At 59.5% G+C, this 23374-nt stretch carries 20 protein-coding genes; 18 read left to right on the forward strand and 2 right to left on the reverse strand.

Annotated features, from left to right (window positions below; genetic code table 11):
• Positions 1–53 precede the first annotated feature (53 nt).
• The 9 genes from DARO_RS04640 (at position 54) to DARO_RS04680 (ending at position 11485) form a co-directional block, all read left to right on the forward strand.
• Positions 54–3335, forward strand: a complete 3282-nt coding sequence (locus tag DARO_RS04640) for a DUF6701 domain-containing protein (RefSeq protein ID WP_041224214.1) — start codon at positions 54–56, stop codon at positions 3333–3335.
• 108 nt (positions 3336–3443) lie between these two features.
• Positions 3444–4331, forward strand: coding sequence for a hypothetical protein (locus DARO_RS04645; RefSeq protein WP_049758505.1), 888 nt, complete (start codon positions 3444–3446; stop codon positions 4329–4331).
• Complete coding sequence (locus tag DARO_RS21550) at positions 4328–4978, forward strand: hypothetical protein (RefSeq protein ID WP_011286655.1); 651 nt, start codon at positions 4328–4330, stop codon at positions 4976–4978. Before DARO_RS04645 ends, DARO_RS21550 begins: the two co-directional genes overlap by 4 nt.
• Positions 4975–5655: a type II secretion system protein GspM gene (locus DARO_RS04655; protein WP_011286656.1), complete on the forward strand. Its 681-nt coding sequence runs from the start codon at positions 4975–4977 to the stop codon at positions 5653–5655. Before DARO_RS21550 ends, DARO_RS04655 begins: the two co-directional genes overlap by 4 nt.
• The gene (locus DARO_RS04660) at positions 5652–6035 is read left to right on the forward strand and encodes a hypothetical protein (protein WP_049758508.1); all 384 of its coding nucleotides are present in this window, start codon (positions 5652–5654) and stop codon (positions 6033–6035) included. Before DARO_RS04655 ends, DARO_RS04660 begins: the two co-directional genes overlap by 4 nt.
• Positions 6032–7789: a pilus (MSHA type) biogenesis protein MshL gene (gene mshL, locus DARO_RS04665; protein ID WP_011286658.1), complete on the forward strand. Its 1758-nt coding sequence runs from the start codon at positions 6032–6034 to the stop codon at positions 7787–7789. Before DARO_RS04660 ends, mshL begins: the two co-directional genes overlap by 4 nt.
• A gap of 33 nt (positions 7790–7822) precedes the next feature.
• Positions 7823–8650: an AAA family ATPase gene (locus DARO_RS04670; RefSeq protein WP_011286659.1), complete on the forward strand. Its 828-nt coding sequence runs from the start codon at positions 7823–7825 to the stop codon at positions 8648–8650.
• Position 8651: 1 nt separating this feature from the next.
• Positions 8652–9716 (forward strand): tetratricopeptide repeat protein, encoded by a 1065-nt coding sequence (locus DARO_RS21555; RefSeq protein WP_011286660.1) that lies wholly within the window; start codon positions 8652–8654, stop codon positions 9714–9716.
• A gap of 110 nt (positions 9717–9826) precedes the next feature.
• Entirely contained in the window at positions 9827–11485 is a 1659-nt protein-coding gene (locus DARO_RS04680; RefSeq protein WP_011286661.1) for a fatty acid--CoA ligase, read from the forward strand.
• 41 nt (positions 11486–11526) lie between these two features.
• Here the strand turns inward: DARO_RS04680 and DARO_RS04685 are convergent, their stop codons facing one another.
• Both DARO_RS04685 and DARO_RS04690 read right to left on the reverse strand, forming a co-directional pair.
• Positions 11527–12363, reverse strand: a complete 837-nt coding sequence (locus tag DARO_RS04685) for a DNA-binding transcriptional regulator (protein ID WP_011286662.1) — start codon at positions 12361–12363, stop codon at positions 11527–11529.
• Positions 12364–12394: 31 nt separating this feature from the next.
• Entirely contained in the window at positions 12395–13045 is a 651-nt protein-coding gene (locus DARO_RS04690) for a GntR family transcriptional regulator (RefSeq protein WP_011286663.1), read from the reverse strand.
• Between the two features lie 167 nt (positions 13046–13212).
• On the opposite strand from DARO_RS04690, the gene DARO_RS04695 reads away from it, so the two are divergent.
• The 9 genes from DARO_RS04695 (at position 13213) to dmpG (ending at position 23267) form a co-directional block, all read left to right on the forward strand.
• Positions 13213–14973 (forward strand): FAD-dependent monooxygenase, encoded by a 1761-nt coding sequence (locus tag DARO_RS04695; protein ID WP_011286664.1) that lies wholly within the window; start codon positions 13213–13215, stop codon positions 14971–14973.
• Between the two features lie 69 nt (positions 14974–15042).
• Positions 15043–16182: an ABC transporter substrate-binding protein gene (locus DARO_RS04700; protein WP_011286665.1), complete on the forward strand. Its 1140-nt coding sequence runs from the start codon at positions 15043–15045 to the stop codon at positions 16180–16182.
• A 369-nt stretch (positions 16183–16551) separates the two neighbouring features.
• Positions 16552–17490, forward strand: a complete 939-nt coding sequence (locus DARO_RS04705) for a 3-carboxyethylcatechol 2,3-dioxygenase (RefSeq protein ID WP_011286666.1) — start codon at positions 16552–16554, stop codon at positions 17488–17490.
• Positions 17491–17544: 54 nt separating this feature from the next.
• On the forward strand, positions 17545–18753 hold the full coding sequence (locus DARO_RS04710) for an acyl-CoA dehydrogenase family protein (RefSeq protein ID WP_011286667.1): 1209 nt from the start codon (positions 17545–17547) through the stop codon (positions 18751–18753).
• A gap of 10 nt (positions 18754–18763) precedes the next feature.
• Complete coding sequence (locus DARO_RS04715; RefSeq protein ID WP_011286668.1) at positions 18764–19315, forward strand: flavin reductase family protein; 552 nt, start codon at positions 18764–18766, stop codon at positions 19313–19315.
• Positions 19316–19355: 40 nt separating this feature from the next.
• Positions 19356–20489 carry an ABC transporter substrate-binding protein gene (locus tag DARO_RS04720; protein ID WP_011286669.1) on the forward strand — a complete coding sequence of 378 codons (1134 nt, stop codon included), beginning with the start codon at positions 19356–19358 and terminating at the stop codon, positions 20487–20489.
• The gene (gene mhpD / locus DARO_RS04725) at positions 20489–21280 is read left to right on the forward strand and encodes a 2-keto-4-pentenoate hydratase (RefSeq protein ID WP_011286670.1); all 792 of its coding nucleotides are present in this window, start codon (positions 20489–20491) and stop codon (positions 21278–21280) included. The genes DARO_RS04720 and mhpD overlap by 1 nt, the downstream gene beginning before the upstream one ends.
• Before the next feature lie 28 nt (positions 21281–21308).
• The gene (locus DARO_RS04730; protein ID WP_011286671.1) at positions 21309–22223 is read left to right on the forward strand and encodes an acetaldehyde dehydrogenase (acetylating); all 915 of its coding nucleotides are present in this window, start codon (positions 21309–21311) and stop codon (positions 22221–22223) included.
• Positions 22224–22235: 12 nt separating this feature from the next.
• Positions 22236–23267, forward strand: coding sequence for a 4-hydroxy-2-oxovalerate aldolase (gene dmpG / locus DARO_RS04735; RefSeq protein WP_011286672.1), 1032 nt, complete (start codon positions 22236–22238; stop codon positions 23265–23267).
• Positions 23268–23374 lie beyond the last annotated feature (107 nt).

Raw genomic sequence — 23374 nt, forward strand, 5'->3', positions numbered from 1 at the left:
CGGTAAATCATTCCAATCACAATAGTTCTGGGAGCTATTCCGAAACGTTTGCCATGACGGCTCCCTCGGTGGCGGGGACCTATAACGTTTATTTTGTTGCCTACAACAACGATGCATGCACCACTGGCGCGTCAAGCTATACGCTCGCCTCGGCTGTGATTGTCGATGCCAGGCCCAACGTGCTTTCCATCAGCCGTTCCAGCAGTAATCCGGCTGCGCCCAACTCAAGTGTGACCTGGCAGGTGGTTTTCGACAGGTCGGTGACCGGGGTGGACTCTGGCGATTTCTCCCTGCTTCAGGGGAGTGGTGCCACCGGCGCGAGTATCACGGCGGTTAGTGGCTCAGGAACGACGTGGACCGTGACTGCCAATACGGGGACTGGCACGAGTGGGACGCTGCAACTGAATCTGGTCGATAACGATACGATCGTCAGTAGCGCCGATGGCACCAAGCTGGGCGGAACGGGGGCGGGAAATGGCAATTTCTCCGGTGAGGCTTATACGATCATATCGAGTAGTTGTGTGCCGCCGGCCAATACACCAAGTGGCTTGGTGTTGACCTGTCAGTGCGACAGCTTTGGTCGCAGCACCCTGAATCCGTCGCCGATGTTTACCACCAGCAACTGGGTCGTCTCGACCAGTGATACAACGGGGGTTGTGCCTTACCTGAATACCAGCACCGGCTTTTTGCGCCTGACGGAAAAGACGGGCAACAACGCCAAGGCGGCGACGGCACCGGGCTTCTTCCCGGCGGCCGGTAACTACATATCGGTCGAGTTCAAGCATTATGCCTACAACGGTAGCGGTGCAGACGGGATAGCCGTGACCTTGTCGGATTACACGGTGCCAGCCGTTCCCGGAGCATTTGGCGGGTCGTTGGGCTATGCTCAGAAAACCGCTGGCGGCACAGTTCCCGGATTTGCCGGTGGCTGGATCGGTATTGCCGTCGATGAATATGGAAATTATTCGAATCCAACAGAAGGGCGCGTCGGTGGCGTTGGATTTATTGCCGATGCAGTCGCGGTACGTGGCTCTGGCTCAGGCACATCGGGGTACCCCTATCTGGGTGGGTCGGGTTCCACCTTGTCTCCGGGGGTGGATAATGCTGCCTCCACCACTCCTGCATATGGTCATTATTATCAGGTCATCGTCGACGCGCGGAATGCTGCCTCCGGGAAGACACTTGTTGCAGTCAACCGCGATACCACGGGAACGCGTGCCAGCTATGCTTCGGTTGTCCCTTCTTTCGATGCCTTTGCTGCTGCGACTTTGGCTGGTTACACTCAGGCCGCTGTGCCAGCCAACTGGCAGTTGTCCTTTACCGGTTCGACCGGTGGTTCGACCAATATTCACGAACTCGGCGAGGTTCGAATCTGCGCGCAGAACTATGTTCCTCCCGATGGTGGAACTGCCGGCGGGTTCAGCGCGATTGATGACGCATACAGCAGCACCATTCAGAATTTTTTGACGGGGCACATCTATACCAAGCTCGTTGGCACCGCCTTCAAGCTGAAGGTTGCCGCCCTGTCCAACAGCCAGATCCTGACGACCTATGCCGCTAGCGGCACGAAAAATGTGGCGATCAAGCTGGTCGATAACAGCGATGGCGCATGTGGTGCCGATGCGAACCGGGCGACGGCTTGCGCCACCAGTGCCTGCAATGGCAAGACGGCGGTAACGGGTGGTAGCCAGACACTGGCCTATACGTCAACCGACAAGGGTATCAAGACGACCGCCGATTTCACGATCAATACGGCCTATGCCAATCTGGTTGCGGTCATGAGCGAAGGCGCCGTGACCGCCTGCTCCGTCGACACCTTCGCTGTCCGACCGACCAGGTTCTCCAGTGTTACATCGTCGGCAACCAATGCCACCCTGACCGGGGCGCCCAAATTCAAGGCAGGAACGGATAGCTTTACCCTGACGGCAACGGCGAATGCCGCTGGCTATTCGGGAACGCCCAAGATCAGCAGCAGCGGGATGAGCGCAACGGCAGCAGGATGGACGGTGGGCAGCCTGTCCCCGATCATTTTCCCGAATGCGACGCCTGGTGCATCGACATCGGTGGCTACCGGTTCCTTCACCTATTCGGAAGTCGGGAATTTCCGTTTTCTTGGCTTTGACCCGGCTACCGATACGACATCGGTGCGCGGTGTCTATGACGATGACTGGGTTGCCGTGGATAGCGCCGCAACAAAGAACGATTGTGTTGCCGGCAGCTATTCGAATGCCAAGGATGCTTCAGGCAAATATGGTTGCCTGTTCGGGCTTCTGGATAGCGGTACATCGGCGCCCAATTCGGTATTGTTCGGACGCTTTATCCCGGATCGGATTGCCTACCTTGGTGGTGGCGTTACGTCGTTCTGCAGTTCCGGTACCAAGCCCTTCACTTACATGGGGCAGCCGCAAATGGGTATCGCTTACCGATTGCAGGCGGTCAATGGGGCAGGTGTCGTGACGAAGAATTATTCGCAGGCCTTGGGTTACCCCGTTGTTAACCCGAGTCTCGTGGCCGAGGATCAGGATACGGCCAATCAGGGGTGCGACCTGGCGAGTCGCATCGGTGGGCTGGCTGCGGCACAGTGGTCGTCCGGGCTTTACGTGATCAATGACGCCAACGCAGACAATGCACCGGATACTTCAGCCGTTAGCTTTTCACGTCCTGCATCGCCTGTCGCATTGAGCTTGGCGACTTGTGCGGCGAATCGTGCCAGCGCGGGCGGGCCTTTCTGGTTGCTCGATATCGGGGTTGCCCTGAACGACACCACGGATGGTGTGGCGATCGACGGTATGGATATGAATTCGGCAACTACGGGTATTTGCTCTGTAGCCGCTTGCTCGGCACGCAAGATCGGAACGACGGGCGTTGTCGATGGGCGTTTGTGGCTGAACAATGCCTATGGCTCTGAAATGCTCCCATTGTCAGTTCCTGTGCTGGCCCAGTATTGGAGCTCGGCAGGCTGGAGGACAAACAGCTACGACAGTTGCACTGCGCTGACCCAGCCAACGAGACAAGACACCGGAAATGCCGGATTGGTCTTCTACGCGCCGCCCGATACGGCCCGTAATGGACTCGCCCCGGGTGAGGCTGTTGCACAAATGAACGGCTCGACAGCCGCGTCGGTTGCCATGGTCAATGGGGATGGAAAGCTGGTGCTGCGTGGATTGGCCTCGTCAAGCATCGGTCCCGGGGTCGGCAACTTTGGATACGTGGACGTCATTGGCAGCAAATTGACGCCATCAGCGTCTTGGCTTCCTGCCACGGGGAATGCCCGTGCATGCTTCGGTTCCTGTGGTCCAAGATCGCCAGTAATCTATTTTCGCGAAAGATACTAAAACTAAAAAACCATTGAAAAATAATGTGTTACTGGCTATCCTTCTGAAAAAACTTAAGGTGTTTGGACAATGTGGCCAAATTTTGGGGTGAAACTTGAGGAGGGGTGGATGTCGGTCGTCAGAAACGGCGATCGCATCGACCTTGCCCATGTCATTCGCCCGGCTGGCAAATGCCCAGAGATCCAGCTTTGCGAATCGTTCCGGATCGAGAAAGATGAGCGCGATGCGCTCTCACGGTTGGCTCAGAGCCGGGGGTTGAAACGTTATCGTTGCGCCACCCTGCTTGGCGACGCCGAGTATCGGCTGGTGCAGATCGAGGCCCCGGCGGTGCCGCCTGAAGAGCGTCTGCAGGCCTTGCGCTGGCGCTTGAAGGATGTGGTTGATTTTTCGGTCGAGGGTGCGGCTATTGCCGTCGCCGACATTCCCGTCGAAGGCAGTCGACAGGCCAGCGTCTTCGCTGTTGTTGCGCCACAGGCCGCGGTTGGCGAAAGGATGTCGCTGTTCCATGGTTCAAAGGTGCCACTGGAGGCTATCGATATCCCCGAAATGGCCGTGCGCAATGTCGCGGTGCTTTTCGAGGAGCCTAACCGGGGGCTTGCCTTTCTGGTGCTGACCAAGGGCGATGGCTTATTGACCATTACCTATCGCGGCGAGCTTTATCTGTCGCGGCGCATCGAGGTTTCGTCGGCCGCGTTGGCCGAGGCTGATCAGGAACGTCGCCAGCAGATGCTGGAGCGTCTGGCGCTGGAATTGCAGCGCACCTTCGATAATTTCGATCGTCAATATGGCTTTATTTCCGTATCACGTCTGCTGGTCGCTTCGGAAGCGGACTGTGCTGGCGTAGTGGCCGCGCTGGGCCAGAATCTTTATTTGCCGGTTCAGCTTGCCGACCTCGGCCAGGTTGCTGAATTCAATACCTTGCCCGAATTGCGCTCCGCCGAGCGGCAAGCCCAGAGCCTGCTGGCGATCGGAACTGCGCTGAGGACCGCGGTATGAGTCAGCAGATCAACCTGCTGCTGCCGGAGCTGAAACCGCGCGTAGACTGGCTGGCCTTGCCGGTGGTTGCTGCTTTCGCCCTTGTCGGCTTGCTGCTGCTGGTTGGCTTGGCCACGGTGACGGCGATGCGGGCGGAAAGCCTCCGCGCCAAAGAGGCGGCAATCAAGACGCAGCTGCTCGCGCTGCAGCAACAGGTGCAGATGCTTGGCCAGTCTCTGGGGGCGCGACAGGGCGATTCCTTACTGGATACACAGATTGCGGCAGCCCGGCTCGGTGTGGCGCAGCGCCAGGAAGTGCTGAATGTGATCGCCCGGGGCGAGGTGACCGGCAGCAATGCCTATTCGGGGTTGCTGCAGGGTTTCTCGCGGCAGGGTGTAGAGGGGGTCTGGCTGGTTGGTTTCGGTTTTGCCGACAAGGATATCGAAATTCGTGGCCGGCTGACCGATCCGGCTTTGCTGCCGGTCTATATCAACCGGCTGAATGACGAACCGGCTTTTGCGGGGCGTCGTTTCTCGGCGCTCGACATGAAGGGTTTCGATCCGCTTGATGAAAAGCGCGATGCGGCTTCGGGCGCCGAGGTACAGACCAAGGTCAAGGCGCGCTATACGGAATTTGTGTTGCGCACGGAGCCGGAGAAGGCACGATGAACGGCATGCGCCAAACCTGGTTCCGGCTGAACAAGCGATATTCGTCGTTGGCCAAGCGCGAGCGCCAGTTGGTGGCTGTTGCCCTGATTCTGGGGCCGCTGCTGATCGGCAACGCCCTGTTTGTTGATCCGCTGCGCGCTCGCCTCAATGGTACGGAAAATACCATTGCGACTGAAAGTGCCTCGGCGGCTCAATTGCAGGCGGAGGCGGCCAATTTGCAGCAGCAACTGGCGATTGATCCCGATGCTGGCCGGAAGGCTGAACTGGCCGCTCTGAGTGGTGAGCGGGACAAACTGGATGAGCAATTGCGTCAGCTCGGTTCGGCACTGGTCCGGCCGGAGGAGATGAACGCGCTGCTTGAACGTCTGCTGGCCCGTCATCCGGGGCTGCGGTTACTCAGCCTGAAAACCTTGGCGCCACAAAGTGCCCTGGGCCGAGTAGACGTGGCTAAAGAGGGCGAGACTGCCGAGCGAAGCTTTGATCTTTATCGGCATGGTGTGGAGATTCGCCTTGAAGGCAGCTATGGCCAGTTGCAAGCTTATCTGGCCCAATTGGAAAAAATGCCGCAACACCTGCTATGGGGGCAGTTGAGCTATCGCGTGATCGACTACCCGAAGGCGGAGATGACCCTGACGGTTTACACCTTGAGCCCGGATCGCTCGTGGCTGGCGCTATGAAGCTGATCTTTTTCGCCTGGCTCGCGTTTGTCTCATCGGCCTATGCCCAGTCGAACGATCCGACGCGCCCGCCGGCTGCCTGGATGACAGCGGCAGACGCTGGCGTTTCCGGCGTTGAGGGTTCAACGGGTTTGCGCCTGCAGTCGGTTCTGCTCAGGCAAGGTGGCCGGCCGGTGGCGATCATCGATGGCAAGACCGTGACCCTTGGCAACCAGGTCGGCGGCGCCAGACTGGTGCGCCTGACTGAACGAGAAGCTGTATTGCAGGGGGCGGATGGCGTGACGCATCTCTACCTGACCCCCGACGTTGAAAAACAAATGATAGTTACGCCCAAATCCCGCAAGGCCGGGAAAACCGGGCCAGTGAAGGGTCTGCCATGAGCAAGATTTCGATAGTCGCTATGTCGGCACTTTTGCTGGCCGCGTGCAGCAACCAGTATTCGCATCGGGGAGATGCGTTCGAACGGGCCGGTCAGGAAATCGGTGCCGCCGCTGCCGGCAAGACGAACCGCTCGCAAGGCGATGTCGTCGGCCAGGCCATGGTGCCACCACTGCAACTGGAGCAGCCGGTTGCTGCCAAGCCGGAGCCTCGTTTCAATCTGGCGGTCAATAATGCCCCGGTTGGACAGGTACTGAATGCCCTGGTTTCCGGTACGCCTTACAGCATGCTTTTCCCGCCCGAACTGTCGGGCACGGTCAGCCTGAATCTGAAGAACACGACGGTGCGCGAGGCGCTCGATACCCTGCGCGATGTCTATGGTTACGATTACCGTTTCCAGGGCAACCGGATTTACGTGCAGCCCAATACCATCCAGACCCGGATATTCAAGATCAATTATCTGGCGAGTCGTCGGCAGGGCATGAGCGACATGCGGGTGACCGGCAGCTCACCGACAACCTCGAACCCCGGCATGGGCAGCGGGGCAGCTTCCGGGCAGCAGCTAAGTGGCAGTGCCTCGGGGACGACGGGCGGAACGACCAGCTCGTCGGCACAGCGCATCGTCGACAGCGCCCGTGTCCAGACGAGTTCGGATTTTGATTTCTGGAAAGATCTGACCTTGGCACTGACGACGATTGTCGGTCACCAGGACGGCCGCAATGTGATCGTCAATCCAGGCTCCGGGGTCGTGCTGGTCAAAGCAACGCCAGTCGAGCTGCGGGGGGTCGACGAATATCTGAAGGCGACCCAGCTGGTGGTCGAGCGACAGGTAATGCTGGAGGCGAAGATCATCGAGGTCTCGCTGAACGACTCGTACCAGACCGGCATCAACTGGAGCAAGTTCGGTGGCATCGCCAATCGCTTCTCTCTCGGGATCGCTGCCCCGAGTGCGACCCTGGCCGGCTCCGGGGTGATCAGCGGTTCTGCCGCCGGTGTTTCCGGCGGCACTGCGGTGGCTGCTGTACCGGGCAGTGGCGGCGCCATGGCTACGGGGCCGACGGGGCGTGGTTTCTTCGGCCTGACCTTCCAGTCCAATAATTTTGCGGCGCTGCTTTCCTTCCTCGAGGGGCAGGGTGACGTTCAGGTGCTGTCCAGCCCGCGTATTGCGACGACCAATAACCAGAAGGCCGTGCTCAAGGTGGGGACGGACGATTACTTCGTGACCGGGATTAGCACCAATGTGACGACCGGCACCGGTACCGGCGGCAATGTCGTGACTCCGAATATCACCCTGCAACCATTTTTCTCCGGTATCTCGCTCGATGTGACGCCGCAGATCGACGATGAGGGCAACATCATCCTGCACGTGCATCCGTCTGTCAGCGTGGTCGAGGAAAAGAGCAAGAGCGTCAATCTTGGCGACCTCGGAACCTACACGCTGCCGCTGGCATCGAGCACGATCAACGAGAGCGACAGCATCGTCCGCGTCCAGGACGGCAGTATTGTCGCCATCGGCGGACTGATGAGCCAGGAACAGAATACCAACCGCTACGGTCTGCCGGGGATCAGCGGCGTGCCCGGGCTTGGTCTGTTGTTCGGTCAGAAGAGTGTTTCCAATCGCAAGCGCGAATTGGTCATCCTGATGAAATCGACAGTCATTCGGGGCGAGAATTCCTGGCGCGATGTGGCCGGCGATGCCCAGGACCGTCTGCAGGCGCTCGACCCGCGGCAGCAACGCCACATCGAGTGGCAATGACAGCGCTGACAACGGCAGCAAAGGCAGGTCGCGTTGTATCTTGATCATTTCGGCCTGACTGAATTGCCGTTCGGCATTACGCCGGACACCAGCTACACGGTGATCACGCGCAGCCACCAGGAGGCGCTGAATACCCTGCTCGTCGCGCTGAATAGCGGCGAAGGCTTCATCAAGATTACCGGCGAGGTCGGGACCGGCAAGACGCTGCTTTGTCGGCGCCTGCTGCAAGCCCTGCCGGAAGGCGGGGTTTCGGCCTATTTGCCCAATCCTTATCTTGCCCCGCGCACCTTGCTGCTGGCTTTGGCCGAGGAACTCGGCCTCGAAGTCAGCACCGATAGCGATGACTATCATCTGTTGCAGAGCGTCAATCGTGCGCTGTTGGCGCATGCCGCAGCCGGGCGGCAGGTCGTTGTCTGCATCGACGAAGCGCAGGCCATGCCGCTGGAGACATTGGAGTCGCTGCGCCTGCTCTCGAATCTGGAAACCGAGAAGCGCAAGTTACTGCAGATCGTGCTGTTCGGTCAGCCGGAACTCGATCGCAAGCTGGCCGAGCCTTCGGTTCGCCAGTTGCTGCAACGCATTGCCTTCCATTACCGCTTGAGCGGCCTGGCCCGTGAAGAGGTGGCCAAATATCTGGTGCATCGCCTGCGCGTGGCCGGTTATCGTGGTGAAGATGTGTTCGGGCCGCGCGCCGTTCGCTGCCTGCATCGGGCCAGTCGCGGTACGCCGCGTCTGCTCAATATCCTGGCCCACAAATCCTTGCTCTCGGTCTATGGCGAAGGCAAGCATGCGGTAGCGGCCAGCCATGTCCGGCAGGCGGCCTCCGACACGGAAGGTGCCGCCTCGGCGGGATGGTGGTGACATGAGTCTGATCAACGACATGCTGCGCAATCTCGAGACCAAGCGTCCCGATGACCTGGCCCGGCAGAACCTGCAGCGGGAAATACGTTCCTTGCCGGCTGCTAGCAGTGATCATGGTCATACGGCCAAATTGATTTTGGTCGGTGGCTTGTTGCTGCTGATTGGCGCTGGTGTCCTCCATGCGAATGGCCGTCTGCTGCCTCTGTTGGGGCTTGATCATGCGCCGGTTGTGGCGCCTGTTCCACCTGCCGTAGTTGCTCCTGCGCTATCACCAGCGCCCGTTGTGGTCGCAGAACCGGTGGACGACAAATTGCGCCTGGCCTCGAATCTTGAGGTCTTGCCGCTTCCCGCCGCGCCGGTCCTGCCGGTGCCTGATCCAGTCGTGCCGATAGCTGCAAGCGCGCCGAAAAGCGAACCCGCTTCGGCGATTCCGGAAGTGCCGAAGCCGGCATCTCTCGCACCGGTCGGGCCAGTCAAGATCGAGAAAAGCCCGATCGCGGCGACCCCGCGTGATCGGGCCGATGCCGAGTACCGCAAGGCAGAAGGTGCGATGGCTTCAGGCCGTAGCGCCGAGGCCATCGAAGGCATGCGGGCAGCGTTGAAACAGGATCCCGGCTATGTCCCGGTCCGTCAGGCACTGCTCCGTCTGTTGCTCGACATGCGCAAGAACGATGAGGCGATGCTCGTGCTGCAGGAAGGGCTTGAGCTTCAGCCGGCCCAGACCGGCTGGGCGATGTCACTGGCCCGCCTGCAACTGGAGCACGGCGATCTGGCCGCAGCGGACCGCACGCTGGCTCGTTCGCAGGCTTATGCCGAAGCCAATGCCGACTATGCCGGTTTTCAGGGGCACCTGAAGTCGCGTCTCGGTGCCCAGCGTCTGGCCGTTGGCCATTATCAGCGGGCAGCGCGTCTGGCGCCGAACGAAGGCCGCTGGTGGCTGGGGCTCGGATTGGCTCTTGAAGCGGATGGTCACCTTCCCGAGGCGAAGGATGCGTTCCGACGCGGCATGGCTTCCGGGACTCTGTCGGCTGATCTAAGCGCGATTGCCGAACAGCATTTGCGTTAACAACGCATTTTCCGTTGCCCAGGCCGGACTTTTGGCTGTCACAGGCGCGTAAAATTCCCCCTGTTGGCGGCGTCGACCGCCACGCACAATAAAAGACCAGGGAGAAGAAAATGCCAATCAAACTCGTCCAGTCGACGGTTTCCGCCTATCAGTATCCGCTGCTGATCAAGCAGTTGCTGCTGACGCCGCTGGCCATTGCGCCGGAGCAGGAGATTACCTATCAGGGCAAACTGCGCTACAACTACCGGACGCTGAACGAGCGGATCGGCCGCTTGGCCAATGTGCTGACCGGCCTGGGGGTTGAGTCCGGGCAGACGGTGGCGATGATGGACTGGGACAGCCATCGCTACCTCGAATGCTTCTTTGCCGTGCCGATGATGGGCGCCATCCTGCAGACCGTGAATGTGCGGCTCAGTCCGGAGCAGATTCTCTACACGCTGAACCACGCCAAGGCTGATGTGCTGCTGGTCAATAGCGAGTTCTTCGCGATCCTGACGCAGATTGCGGGGCAACTTGAAACGGTGAAGACCATCATTCTGATCAGCGACGAGGCCGAACTCCCGATTGCTCCGGTGGCGATGGTGGGCGAATACGAAGCCCTGCTGGCTGAGGCTTCTCCGGACTACGACTTCCCGGATTTCGACGAAAACGCACAGGCGACGACCTTCTATACGACGGGCACGACTGGCAATCCGAAAGGCGTCTATTTCAGCCATCGCCAGCTCGTGCTGCACACGCTGGGCTGCGCCGCAGCGCTGGGCGGGGCCAACCGGCAGGGTCATATCCACCGCGAAGATGTGTATATGCCGATGACGCCGATGTTCCACGTCCATGCCTGGGGCTTTCCGTATCTGGCGACGATGATGGGCGTCAAGCAGGTTTATCCCGGTCGTTACCAGCCGGAAGTGATTTGCCGCCTGATCAGCACGGAGGGCGTCAGCTTCTCGCATTGCGTACCAACCATCCTGCACATGATTCTCAGCCATCCGCATGCAAAGACCGCCGATTTCACCGGCCTGAAAATTCTGATTGGCGGCGCTGCCATGCCGGAAGCCATGGCCATTTCTGCCCAGAAGCGTGGGATGGATCTGTTCACCGGCTACGGCATGTCGGAAACCTGCCCGGTGCTCAGCATGGCGCATCTCGAAAGCGCCGACCTCAATCGTTCCCTGGAAGAGCAGGCGGTGATCCGCGCCAAGACCGGGCGGCCGTTGCCGCTGGTCGATCTGCGCATCGTCGATCCGGAGATGGCCGATGTGCCGCATGACGGCAAGGCGACTGGAGAAGTGGTGGTGCGCGCGCCGTGGCTGACCCAGGGCTATGTCAGCGCACCGGAGGATTCAGAAGGCTTGTGGGCGGGCGGTTATTTGCACACCGCCGATATCGGCAATATCAACCCGGCCGGCTACCTGAAGGTCACCGACCGCATCAAGGATGTAATCAAGACCGGTGGTGAATGGACTTCTTCGCTGCAACTGGAAGACATCATCGCCAAGCACGAGGCGGTCAATGAAGTGGCGGTCATCGGCGTGCCGGACGACAAGTGGGGTGAGCGCCCACTCGCCTTGGTGCTGCTCAAACCGGAGCATGTTGGCCAGATTACCGAGCATGCCTTGCGCAACTATGCGGCCCATGCCATCGAGGCCGCCGGTATTTCGCGCTACGGCGTGCTGTTGCAGGTCAGTTTCGTCAAGACGCTGGTCAAGACCAGTGTCGGCAAGATGAACAAGCGGCTGATGCGGGCCGATCCGGACGCCCTGCGCATGTAAGGAATTGCCCTGGCCTGTAGGTCGGGGCGGGGCCGCTCCATTTAACGGGGTGGTGTGATGGCGGTGGGCAGCGGGACCTCGATCTCGCTTCCATCCAGTTGGGCCTCTATTTTTTCGACGGCGGCTTTCAGGTCGGGCAGGTAACGGCTGGCTGCCTCGGCAACGCTCATCGCCTTCTTCAAGAAGACGATGTTGAGGCAGGCCAGCACGTGGTTCTTGTGGCGAATGGGCAGGGCAATCGCAGCGATTTTCTGTTGCTGACTCCATTCGCCCTCATTCGAGGCGTAGCCCTGACGCCGTACCCTTTCCAGCATTTGATTGACCAGCACACGATTGCGGGCAAAATTGGCCTGCTCGTCGTTGCCGGCGACCAACAGTTGAAGTATCTGCTTGCGCTCTTCATCGCTGCAATAGGCCAGATAGGCCCGGCCGGCCGAGGTGAACAGCAAGGGCATGCGCTGGCGGATCATTGCCCGATGGAAGGAGAGCACGCTGAAGCGGTGGGTTGTCTCGCGAACCAGCATGCAGTCGCCATCGAGGGTCGATAGATCCGAGGGCCAGACGATTTTTTGCAGCAGTTCGCCGAGTACCGGGTTGGCTACTTCGGAAATCCATTCGTCGTCGGTGAAACCATCGCTCAGCTGGCGTACCTTCTGGTTGAGGCGGTAACTGTCGTCGGATGCGCTGCGCCTGACATAGCCTTCGGCCTGCAAGGTTTCCAGCATGCGGCGTACCGTTGTCCGATGCAGCGCGGTGGCCGCACTGAGTTCGGCAATGCTCGCCCAGCCGTTGGCTGACTGGCTGATGGCCCGCAGGATGGACAAGCCACGGCTCAGGCCCTGCACGTTGCGATAACTGGCTCCGCTCTCTGGTCGCATGTTTGTCTTGGTGATCAATACGATAAGGCAATCAGCCCGTCGTTAATTTGAGATGCTCAAGCAGTGTCCTGGCGACGCTATCGATATGCATTTTTGCCTGAGTCCCGGCTTTCTCGCACTGATGCTCAGCGATGGCGTCGATAATTTCCTGATGCTCTGCGTAAACCAATCCAATATGGGCTTTGAACCCTTCGGTCTGTACGAGGTAAAAATCCGAGAGTTCAAAATTCGCCAGCTGCCTCGAGCAAACAATCGGCGAGCGCGCCATTGCGTGCAATTGCTTGTGAAACCGGACATTGAGTTGTTGATATAAGCGTGCCGCATCGGGCTTCGTATTGTCGATTTCCGCTATCTGCTGGTTGATCGCTCTTAGCTTTGCCAGATCGTCAGGCGTGGCTCTTTCAGCGGCCAATTCCCCGATGAGTCCTTCCGTCGCCGCAAACATGCGATAGAAGTCGCTGATTTCGTCAAAGGTCGGCTCGACGACGCGACAACCGACCTGGGCGGTAATTCGAACAAAGCCGTTGTCCTGAAGACGATACAAGGCCGCCATGATGGGGTTACGACTTGCGCCGGTATCTTCGCTGATTTCCTTGACGGGAATAGGGGCTCCAAAACGGTAGCGTCCCTCGAAAAGCCTTCCCAGGATTTCTTCGTAAATCAGATTTTTTTTGCTGGCCATTTTTTGCATCCCTTCACGCAGATGGTACCAAAGGCGTCGGTTTTCCGGACCAGGCGTTGCCTGATCCAGTCACGAATTGTTGATCGCATTGTTGTGATCCAAAAACTTGCATGCTAGCATGCAAGTTAATCTTGCTTGTTATACAACATCAGTTCGTTGGGGGATAAATGGAAGACAGCAACAAATTCGATACCGATGTTTTGGTCATCGGTTCTGGCCCGACCGGGGCCGCTGCCGCATTGGCGCTCGCTACTTACGGGATTCGTTGCCACATGATTTCCCGCTGGAACTGGTTGGCCGACACGCCGCGGGCGCACATCACCAATCAGCGCACGATGGAAGTGCTGCGCGATTTGGAGATCGAAGAGGAGTCATATCGCTACGCCACCCCTTGGAAACACATGGGCGATAGCTTGTTTACGACGAGCCTGATCGGTGAAGAGCTTGTTCGCATGCGGGCCTGGGGAACGGGAGAGGAAAGAAAGAGCGATTATTTGACAGGCAGCCCTTGCGAGTTGCTGGATATCACCCAGCCGGTCATCGAGCCGATCATCTTCAAGAACGCAGCGGAGCGCGGCGCCAGCTTTTCGTGCAATACCGAATACTTGTCGCATGAGCAGGATGCGGATGGCGTGACGGTCAGGTTGCAGGATCGTTTGAATGGCCGTGAATACACCATGCGCGCCAAGTACCTGATTGGCGCTGACGGCGCCCGCTCCAAAGTTTTTGAAGAGCTTGATCTGAAGCTGGAGGGGCAGCTTGCTCGCGCCGGTACGGCCTATGTCATCTTCAATGCCGACCTGTCGAAGTACGTCGAACACCGTCCCAGTATTCTTCATTGGATCGTCAGCCCCCATGCATCATTCGGCGAGATCGGTCTTGGCTTGCTGCGAGCAGTGAAACCCTGGACGCAGTGGATTGCCGGCTGGGGCTTCGATATGTCGAAGGGCGAGCCAGATCTGAGCAACATGGAATACGTGCTTGGCCAGATTCGCACGCTGGTCGGCGATCCGAACCTTGAAGTCGAGGTCGTCAGGACGTCCATTTGGTACGTGAATCAGGCCTATGCCCCGATTTACTCGAAGGGGCGGGTATTCTGCGGCGGTGATGCTTGCCACCGCCATCCGCCATCAAGCGGTCTGGGGCTGAATACTTGCGTTCAGGATTCATTCAACCTGGCGTGGAAACTGGCCTATGTCCTCAAGGGACATGCCGGCGAGGCCTTGCTTGACACCTACTCTCCGGAGCGTGCTCCGGTCGGCAAACAAATCGTTACTCGTGCCAATCAGTCTCGATTGGACTATGCGCCCTTGAAGGCGGTCTTCCGTGTTGAGGGGGCTGAAAATCCGGTTGCAGCGGGGATCGCCAGATTCAAGGATCCTGGTCCCGAAGGTGTCAAGGCCCGGAAAGCTGCGCAAGAAGCGCTGGAGCTGAAGAACCGGGAGTTCAACGGCCAGGGCGTCGAGATGAATCAGCGCTATGAGTCAACGGCAATCATTCCTGAAACTGGTGCCAGGGAGGAGGTCTGGAAACGGGATCGTGAGCTTTATCTTCAGGCGAGTACTCGTCCTGGCGCGAAAATTCCCCACGCTTGGCTGGTGAACAAGAAGGGGGTCAAGGTCTCGACTCTGGATGTCACGGGGAAAGGGATGTTTTCGATTGTCACGGGACTCTCTGGCCAGGCTTGGGTTGAGGCTGCCAAGGCGTTGCAGCTTCCCTATCTGCGGACTGTTGTGACTGGCGCACCTGAGACACAGGACGTGTATTGCGAATGGCAGCGTCGTCGCGAAATCGAAGAGGCTGGGGTCATCCTGGTTCGCCCTGATGGTGTGGTTGCGTGGCGCCATAGCGCCGACTTGTTTGATGCGAAGACGGCAAAAGACCTTCTCGCCGATGCTCTGTCAAAAATTCTGAACAAAAAAGTGTAGCAGCAGCCCGGGGAGCGAAAGCCCCCCATTCATGTGTGCAGAAACCAACCCCAACCCGAGGAGACCAAGATGAACTTCACCAAGAAATTTGCAGTGGTGGCGGTGAGCGCCGCCCTTCTGTCCAATGTCAGCCATGCCGACATCAATGTTGGTGTGATCTTTTCCCTGACTGGCCCGGCAGCGTCACTTGGCAATGAGACGAGAAAGTCAATTGACCTGATGCCGACTACCCTGGGCAAGGAAAAAGTCAATTTCATTGTCATGGACGATGCAACCGATCCGACTAACGCAGTTAAAAACGCTCGCAAGCTGATCGGTGAAAACAATGTTGACGTCCTGTTTGGACCGAATTTGACCTCTGGTGGTGTGGCGATCGCTGACGTGGCGAACGAAAAGAAAGTACCGCTGTTGTCTCAGGCACCCATCGAGGTGGCGCCGGAAAAGTTGAAATGGACGTTTCGGGTGGAGCCGCTGGCTGAAATCATGGTTGGCCGTTGCGTGGCTGATATGAAGGCAAAGGGCGCCAAAACCGTCGCTTTCATCGGGTTTTCCGATCCGTGGGGAGAGTTGCTGCTCAAGGCGCTGAACAAGACGGCTGAGGCAGCTGGCATCAAGGTCGTGGCGGTTGAACGTTTTGGCCGTACGGATAATAGCGTCACCGCTCAAGCGCTCAAGATCGTGACTGCCAGGCCGGATGCAGTGTTCGTTGGTGGTGCCGGAACGCCTGCGGTCATGCCGCACAGCACGCTGCGCGATCGCGGGTACACCGGCCCGGTGTACCACTCCCACGCAGTCGCAAACAAAGACTTCCTGCGCGTCGGCGGCAAGGCCATCGAAGGTGCGCGCCTGGCGGTTGCCCCGGTGCTTGTGGCTGAGCAGTTACCTGACACGCATCCGAACAAGAAGAGTGCCTTGGCGTTCCTGGCGCTACTTGAAAAGAAGTACGGGCCTGATTCGCGTTCAACCTTTGCTGGCGCGTCATGGGACGGCTGGGTGATCCTCGAACATGCGCTGACAGGGGCGCAGAAGACCGCCAAGCCGGGGACGGATGAGTTTCGGGAGGCCGTTCGCAATGGCCTGGAAAACACAAAGAAGGTGGTCGGCGCCAACGGAACCTACACCACCAGTGCCACCGATCACGGCGGCTATGACCCTGCGTCGGCAGTGCTGATCGAGGTTTCGAACGGCAAATGGAAGTATGTCAATTAAGGCAGAAAACCGGCTGGATTTCTGAATTTTCACTGAAGTTTGCCAAGGGCTAACCCCCTTGGCAAATAAGCATTTGTGGCCGAAGCATTTTTAGTTGTCTATTAAATTCGTTCTAAAACAAAGTTGTGCACATTGTGAACATTTGGGAAATAAATTTCGGCTAGTCCTTGCATCTCCCTAGAATCTCTCCATCAACAAAAACGATGTGGAGACAAACATGAATACCGGCTTCACGGGTTTCGGCTAACTAGCCCCCCATCCGTCGTCTTCCGAGACGACCACTCCTCAAAAACTCTGCCCTTTGCCTGCGGGAAAGCCAATCTTCCCGAGGGGAGCGGCTTGCCTGAATTCGTTGATCAAGGATATTGCATGACCATCCAGCTGAAATGTCTGTCTCACACGCCGTTGCGTGGCATCAATGACCCCGGTGCCGCCACTGTTGCCGAAGTTGACGCCGTTCTGGCCAAGGCAAAGGCCGAAGTGGAGGCCTTCGATCCGGAACTGATTGTCGTCTTCGCGCCGGATCACTACAACGGCCTGTTCTACGACCTGATGCCGCCGTTTGTGATCGCTACCGCGGCCGACTCGGTGGGCGATTACCAGACGATGACCGGTCCTCTGTCGGTGGACAAGGATCTGGCCCTGGAAATGGCCAAGTTCATTCTCGACAGTGATATCGATATCGCCATTTCCCATCGTCTGCAGGTCGATCACGGCTGCACGCAAACGCTGGAAGAAATGACCGGCAGCCTGACCCGTTACCCGGTGATTCCCATCATCATCAACTCGGTGGCCCCACCGTTTGGCCCCTATCGCCGGGTGCGCAAGCTGGGTGAGGCGGTCGGCAAATTCATCGCCAAGCTGAACAAGCGCGTGCTGATCCTCGGCACCGGCGGCCTGTCGCATGAACCGCCCGTGCCGCTGCTGTCGGGTGCCAATGAGGATATTGCCAATTTCCTGATTGCCGGGCGCAACCCGACGCCGGAATTCCGCGCCGCCCGCCAGGCCCGCACGCTGGCCACCGGCATGATCTTCGGCAAACCGGAATGCGAGCTGACCCCGCTCAATCCCGAGTGGGACCAGAACTTCATGGATCTGCTGATTCGTGGCCAGTTGGACAAGGTCGATGCCTTCGACATCGAAGAAATTTCGAAGGCAGCCGGTCGCTCGACCCATGAAGTCCGCACCTGGGTCGCCGCTTTTGCCGCAATGGCCGCCAGTGGCCCCTACAACGCCCATCAGGATTATTACCGCCCGATCAACGAGTGGATTGCTGGTTACGGCGTGGTCAGCGCCAGCCAGAAGTAAATCCGCTTATCCAGACAATTTGCATCACACCCCATCCCCAAGGAGATGTAAGAAATGACTACCCATACCATTCCGACCGAAGCTGAAATCGTTCAGCGTGCCCATGACCTGATCCCGATGCTGCGTGCGCGCGCCGAGGAATGCGAAAAGGGCCGCATGGTGCCCAAGGCAACCATCCAGGCGTTCAAAGAAGCCGGCTTCTTCAAGATTCTCCAGCCGAAGCGCTGGGGCGGTTACGAAATGCACCCGAACGTGCTCAACAAAGTGCTGATCGAACTGGCCCGCGGCTGCCCGTCCAGCGCCTGGAACGTCATGGTGCTTGGCGTGCATCCGTTCGAAGTGGGCCTGCTTCCGGCCAAGGTCGGTGACGAACTGTGGGGCGAGGACAACACCCAGCTGGTTTCTTCTTCCTACGCGCCGTTTGGTACTGTCGCCAAGGTCGAGGGCGGCTACAAGCTGAATGGCGAATGGCTGACTTCCAGCGGCTGTGACCATGCGGCCGGTGGCGCCTTTGTCGGTGGCCGTGTCGAAGAAAACGGCGAACTGGTTTTCCGTTCCTTCTGGATCCAGCGCAGTGATTTCGAGATCGTCGACGACTGGTTCGTCGTCGGTCTGGCCGGTACCGGTTCCAAGAAATTGGTCATCAAGGATGTTTTCGTACCGGAATACCGCAGCCACGTGATCGGCGCCTACGGTGAAGAGTCGCATGGCGGTGTCGAGAACCTGTACAAGATGCCCTTCTTCTACGTCTTCTACGCTGCCGTTTCATCGGTGATCATCGGCATGGCCCGCGGCATGGCCGATCTCTACGTCGAGCACATGGTGCCGCGCCAGAACATCAACCAGGCCGTCGGCGCTGCGGTGAACGATCCGTTCATCAAGGGCAAGCTGGGCGAGGCTTATGCCAAGATCGTCGGCGCGACTGCCCGCGTCCTGCAGAACACCGAAGAGGCCTGGAGCTATGCTTCGAAGGGCCAACTGGTACCGCTTGAAGCCCGTATCCGTCACTTTGCCACCAACCAGTTCACCGGCGGCGACTGCTTCGAGGCGGCCCACATGATTTTCAAGAAGACCTCGACCCGCGGCGTCTGGATGAACTGCCCGATGCAGCGCCAGATGCGCGACATCCTGGTCGGTGCCAACCACATCACGCAGAATCAGGACAACATCGGCGATCTGCTCGGTGGCCACATGCTCGGCAACCCGCTACCGCAGCCCAACCCGTTCGGCGCCAAGCCGGCGACGACGACGCAGTACCAGTAAGGAGTCCGCGATGAGCCAGGATATCAACCAAAAGCTGGACTGGAAGGCGAACCCGGAACTGGCGGCGCTGCCGACCATTACGGCCGACGACCACCGCTACGGCATGCGTCACTTCGCGGTCGGCGTCACCATCATCACCTCGAAGGACGGCGAGCGTCGGGCCGGCCTGACCGCCACGGCCGTCTGCTCGGTGACCGCCGATCCGCCGCGCCTGGTCGTCTTCGTCAACAAGAACGTTCAGGCCTGCGACATCGTGATGAGCAGCGGTGCGCTGTGCGTCAATGTGCTGGCCGGTGAGCAGGAAGAAGTCGCCAAGGTCTTTGCCGGCATGAACAAGGAAGTGCATGGCGAAGCGCGTTTCGAGCATGGGAAATGGGGCTCGCTGGTCACCGGTGCGCCGGCCCTTGAGAACACCCTGGCCAGCTTCGATTGCCGCGTCATCAAGGTGTTTGACGAAAGCACGCACCAGGCCTTCCTGTGCGAAATCCTGGCCACCCGCGAGCGCAATGATGGCGAAGCCCTGATCTACCTGAACGGCGCTTTCCGCCGACTGCCGCAATAAATCGATGTAGCTGCCCACCGATACCCAGAGGAGATAAACAATGAAACTGAAGAACCTGATTACCCTGACCGCTGCCGCTTTTGCCGCTGCTCCGACCTTCGCCGACATCAACATCGGCATCATCGCCTCGCTGACCGGGCCGGCCGCAGCGCTTGGCGCCGAAACCAAGAAGGCCATCGCCATGTTCCCGAGCACGGTGGGGGGAGAGAAGGTCAATTTCATCCTGCTCGACGATGCGACCGATCCGACCAGCGCCGTCAAGAACGTCCGCAAGCTGATCTCCGAAGACAAGGTTGATGCCATCCTCGGCCCCAACCTGATCAGCACGGCGACGGCCATGGCCGATGTGGCCAATGCCGAAAAGACCCCGATGATCTCCGTCGCGCCGCTCGACGTGTCCGGCGACAAGCGCGGTTACGTCTTCCGCAGTGAGCCTTCCGCTGACCTGATGGTCAATCGCATCGTCGCCGACATGGTTGAGAGCGGTGCCAAGACGGTTGGCTTCATCGGCTTCTCCGATTCCTGGGGCGAACTGCTGCTGAAGGCGCTGACCAAGGCGACCGAAGGCAAGATCAACATCGTCGCCAGCGAGCGTTACGGTCGGGCCGACCCGAGCGTTCAGGCCCAAGTGCTGAAGGTGATGTCGGCCAAGCCGGATGTCGTGTTCGTTGGCGCTTCCGGTACGCCGGCTGCCATGCCGCAGATCACGCTGCGCGAGCGCGGCTACAAGGGCAAGATCTACCAGTCGCACGGCGTGACCAGCAAGGAATTCCTGCGTGTTGGCGGCAAGAACGTCGAAGGTGCCCTGATCCCGGTCGGTCCGGTGCTGGTGGCCGAGCAGTTGCCGGATAGCCATCCGGCCAAGAAGGCGGGTGTCGCTTTCGTCAAGGATCTGGAAGCCAAGAACGGCCCGGATTCCCGTTCGACTTTCGCCGGCGCTTCCTGGGATGCCTGGCTGCTGGCCCAGAACGGCATCGTTGCCGCACTCAAGGGCAAGGCCAAGCCGGGGTCGCCGGAATTCCGCGCCGCGCTGCGTGACGGCATCGAGAAGACCAGCAAGCTGGTCGGCACCAATGGCGTCTACACGATGAGCGCCAACGACCACGCCGGTTACGACGCGAGCAGCATTGTGCTGATCAAGGTTGAAAACAATCACTGGAAACTGGTGAAGTAATGAGCAACGCTTCCCTGCTCAGCACGGAAGCCGCGGCGGCGCTGCTCAAGGCAGCGACCGCCGATGGTCGTTCCATTGCTCCCCTGCGCGATCGCCTGGCGATTGCCGATCAGGATTCGGCCTACGCCGTCCAGGAGATCAACACCCGAGCCTGGCTGGCCGAAGGTCGCCGTCTGGTCGGTCGCAAGATCGGTCTGACCTCGCTGGCCGTCCAGGCCCAGCTCGGCGTCGACCAGCCCGACTTCGGCATGCTGTTCGCCGATATGGCGGTCGGTGATGGCGAGATCGTGGCTGCCGGCCGTCTGATCCAGCCCAAGGTCGAAGCCGAAGTCGCCCTGATCCTCGGTCGCGACCTGACGCAGGAACGCCACACCTACGCCGACCTGATCCGCGCCACCGAATACGCTGTTCCGTCGATCGAAATCGTCGACAGCCGCATCGAGAACTGGAACATCAAATTCGTCGATACGGTCGCCGACAACGCTTCCAGCGGCCTGTTCGTGCTGGGTGGCCGCCCGGTCAGGCTGAGCGACATCGATCTGACCGCCTGCGCCATGGAAATGAAGCGCGGCGACGAGATCGTTTCGCGCGGCAACGGTCGCGCCTGTCTGGGCAGCCCCCTGAACGCCGCCATCTGGCTGGCCGACATGATGGTCCGCTGTGGCCGTCCGCTGCAGGCCGGCGACATCGTGCTGACCGGCGCCCTCGGCCCGATGGTTGCCGTCAAATCGGGTGACCGCTTCGACGTCAGCATCGACGGCCTGGGCAACGTCAGCGCCCTGTTCGCGTGATCATCCCCAACCCCACAAGAGAATCGACATGACCCAAAAAATCAAATGTGCCCTGATTGGTCCGGGCAACATCGGCACCGATCTGCTGGCCAAGCTCAAGCGCAGCCCCTTCCTCGAACCGGTCTGGATGGTCGGTATCGATCCTGAATCTGACGGCCTGAGGCGCGCTGCCGAAATGGGCCTGAAAGTCACCGCCGAAGGCGTCGATGGCCTGCTGCCGCACGTGCTGGCCGATGGCGTGCAGATCGCCTTCGACGCCACTTCCGCCTATGTCCATGCCGAAAACAGCCGCAAGCTGAATGCCCTCGGCGTGATGATGATCGACCTGACGCCGGCCGCCATCGGCCCTTTCTGTGTACCGCCGGTCAATCTCAAGGAACTGGTCGGCCGCAAGGAAATGAACGTCAACATGGTCACCTGCGGTGGCCAGGCCACCATTCCCATGGTCGCCGCCATCTCCCGTGTCCAGAAGGTCAAGTACGGCGAAATCGTCGCCACGATCAGTTCGAAGAGCGCCGGCCCCGGCACGCGCAAGAACATTGACGAATTCACCCGCACCACCTCGGGCGCCATCGAGAAAGTCGGCGGTGCTGAAAAGGGCAAGGCCATCATCATCATCAACCCGGCCGAACCGCCGCTGATGATGCGCGACACCGTGCACTGCCTGACCGAAGGTACGCCGGATCAGGCCAAGATCACCGAATCGATCCACGCCATGATCAAGGAAGTCCAGAAGTATGTGCCGGGCTACCGCCTGGTCAATGGCCCGGTGTTCGATGGCAACCGCGTCTCCGTCTTCCTCGAAGTCGAAGGCCTGGGCGACTACCTGCCCAAGTACGCCGGCAACCTCGACATCATGACCGCCGCGGCGGCCCGGACGGCGGAGATGTTCGCCGAAGAAATCATCAGCGGCGTGCTCAAGCTTGAGCCTGTCGTCGCCTAAGGAGATAAGAAAATGAGTTTGCGCGGCAAGAACGTCACCGTCCACGACATGACCCTGCGGGATGGCATGCATCCCAAGCGTCACCTGATGACCCTCGACCAGATGGTCAGCATCGCCACCGGCCTCGACGAAGCCGGTATTCCGCTGATCGAAGTCACCCACGGCGATGGTCTCGGTGGTTCCTCGGTTAACTACGGCTTCCCGGCCCATACCGATGAAGAGTATCTCGGCACCGTCATCCCGAAGATGAAGAATGCCAAGATCTCGGCCTTGCTGTTGCCGGGTATCGGGACTGTCGATCACCTGAAGATGGCACGTGACCTCGGCGTGCACACCATTCGCGTCGCCACGCACTGTACTGAGGCTGATGTCTCCGAACAGCACATCACCATGGCCCGCAAACTGGACATGGACACCGTCGGCTTCCTGATGATGAGCCACATGAACGGTGCCGAAGGTCTGGTCAAGCAAGCCAAGCTGATGGAAGGCTACGGCGCCAACTGTATCTACGTCACCGACTCGGCCGGCCACCTGCTGCCGGAAGGCGTCAAGGAACGTCTCGGTGCCGTCAGAAAAGCCCTGAAGCCGGAAACCGAACTCGGTTTCCATGGCCACCACAACCTGGCCATGGGCGTCGCCAACTCGATCGCCGCCATCGAAGTCGGGGCCAACCGCATCGACGCAGCGGCGGCCGGCCTTGGCGCCGGCGCAGGCAACACGCCGATGGAAGTGCTGATTGCCGTGTGCAGCCTGATGGGCATCGAGACTGGGGTTGATGTCGCCAAGATCACCGACGTGGCCGAAGACCTGGTGGTGCCGATGATGGACTTCCCGATCCGCATTGACCGCGATGCACTGACGCTCGGCTATGCCGGCGTCTATGGTTCCTTCCTGCTCTTTGCCAAGCGCGCTTCCGCCAAGTACGGCGTACCGGCCCGCGACATTCTGGTCGAGCTGGGCCGGCGCGGCATGGTCGGTGGGCAGGAGGACATGATCGAGGATACGGCCATCACCATGGCGCGGGAACGTGGGCTGAAGGTCTGAGCTTGATGGATGGGCGGTTGCTATGCCCATCCACTGGTTGTTTTGCATTGATCGTCGAACGCTGCGCTATGCTTTTGCCTGGCCGCAGCGTTCGCACAGGAGTCCTT

The organism is Dechloromonas aromatica RCB (genome assembly GCF_000012425.1).

Excerpts from the sequence above, each read along its gene's own strand:
- DARO_RS04640 (WP_041224214.1), top strand. The coding sequence starts at position 54 with ATGACGGCTCCCTCGGTGGCGGGGACCTATAACGTTTATTTTGTTGCC.
- DARO_RS04645 (WP_049758505.1), top strand. The coding sequence starts at position 3,444 with ATGTCGGTCGTCAGAAACGGCGATCGCATCGACCTTGCCCATGTCATT.
- DARO_RS21550 (WP_011286655.1), top strand. The coding sequence starts at position 4,328 with ATGAGTCAGCAGATCAACCTGCTGCTGCCGGAGCTGAAACCGCGCGTA.
- DARO_RS04655 (WP_011286656.1), top strand. The coding sequence starts at position 4,975 with ATGAACGGCATGCGCCAAACCTGGTTCCGGCTGAACAAGCGATATTCG.
- DARO_RS04660 (WP_049758508.1), top strand. The coding sequence starts at position 5,652 with ATGAAGCTGATCTTTTTCGCCTGGCTCGCGTTTGTCTCATCGGCCTAT.
- mshL (WP_011286658.1), top strand. The coding sequence starts at position 6,032 with ATGAGCAAGATTTCGATAGTCGCTATGTCGGCACTTTTGCTGGCCGCG.
- DARO_RS21555 (WP_011286660.1), top strand. The coding sequence starts at position 8,652 with ATGAGTCTGATCAACGACATGCTGCGCAATCTCGAGACCAAGCGTCCC.
- DARO_RS04680 (WP_011286661.1), top strand. The coding sequence starts at position 9,827 with ATGCCAATCAAACTCGTCCAGTCGACGGTTTCCGCCTATCAGTATCCG.
- DARO_RS04685 (WP_011286662.1), bottom strand. The coding sequence starts at position 12,363 with ATGCGACCAGAGAGCGGAGCCAGTTATCGCAACGTGCAGGGCCTGAGC.
- DARO_RS04690 (WP_011286663.1), bottom strand. The coding sequence starts at position 13,045 with ATGGCCAGCAAAAAAAATCTGATTTACGAAGAAATCCTGGGAAGGCTT.
- DARO_RS04695 (WP_011286664.1), top strand. The coding sequence starts at position 13,213 with ATGGAAGACAGCAACAAATTCGATACCGATGTTTTGGTCATCGGTTCT.
- DARO_RS04700 (WP_011286665.1), top strand. The coding sequence starts at position 15,043 with ATGAACTTCACCAAGAAATTTGCAGTGGTGGCGGTGAGCGCCGCCCTT.
- DARO_RS04705 (WP_011286666.1), top strand. The coding sequence starts at position 16,552 with ATGACCATCCAGCTGAAATGTCTGTCTCACACGCCGTTGCGTGGCATC.
- DARO_RS04710 (WP_011286667.1), top strand. The coding sequence starts at position 17,545 with ATGACTACCCATACCATTCCGACCGAAGCTGAAATCGTTCAGCGTGCC.
- DARO_RS04715 (WP_011286668.1), top strand. The coding sequence starts at position 18,764 with ATGAGCCAGGATATCAACCAAAAGCTGGACTGGAAGGCGAACCCGGAA.
- DARO_RS04720 (WP_011286669.1), top strand. The coding sequence starts at position 19,356 with ATGAAACTGAAGAACCTGATTACCCTGACCGCTGCCGCTTTTGCCGCT.
- mhpD (WP_011286670.1), top strand. The coding sequence starts at position 20,489 with ATGAGCAACGCTTCCCTGCTCAGCACGGAAGCCGCGGCGGCGCTGCTC.
- DARO_RS04730 (WP_011286671.1), top strand. The coding sequence starts at position 21,309 with ATGACCCAAAAAATCAAATGTGCCCTGATTGGTCCGGGCAACATCGGC.
- dmpG (WP_011286672.1), top strand. The coding sequence starts at position 22,236 with ATGAGTTTGCGCGGCAAGAACGTCACCGTCCACGACATGACCCTGCGG.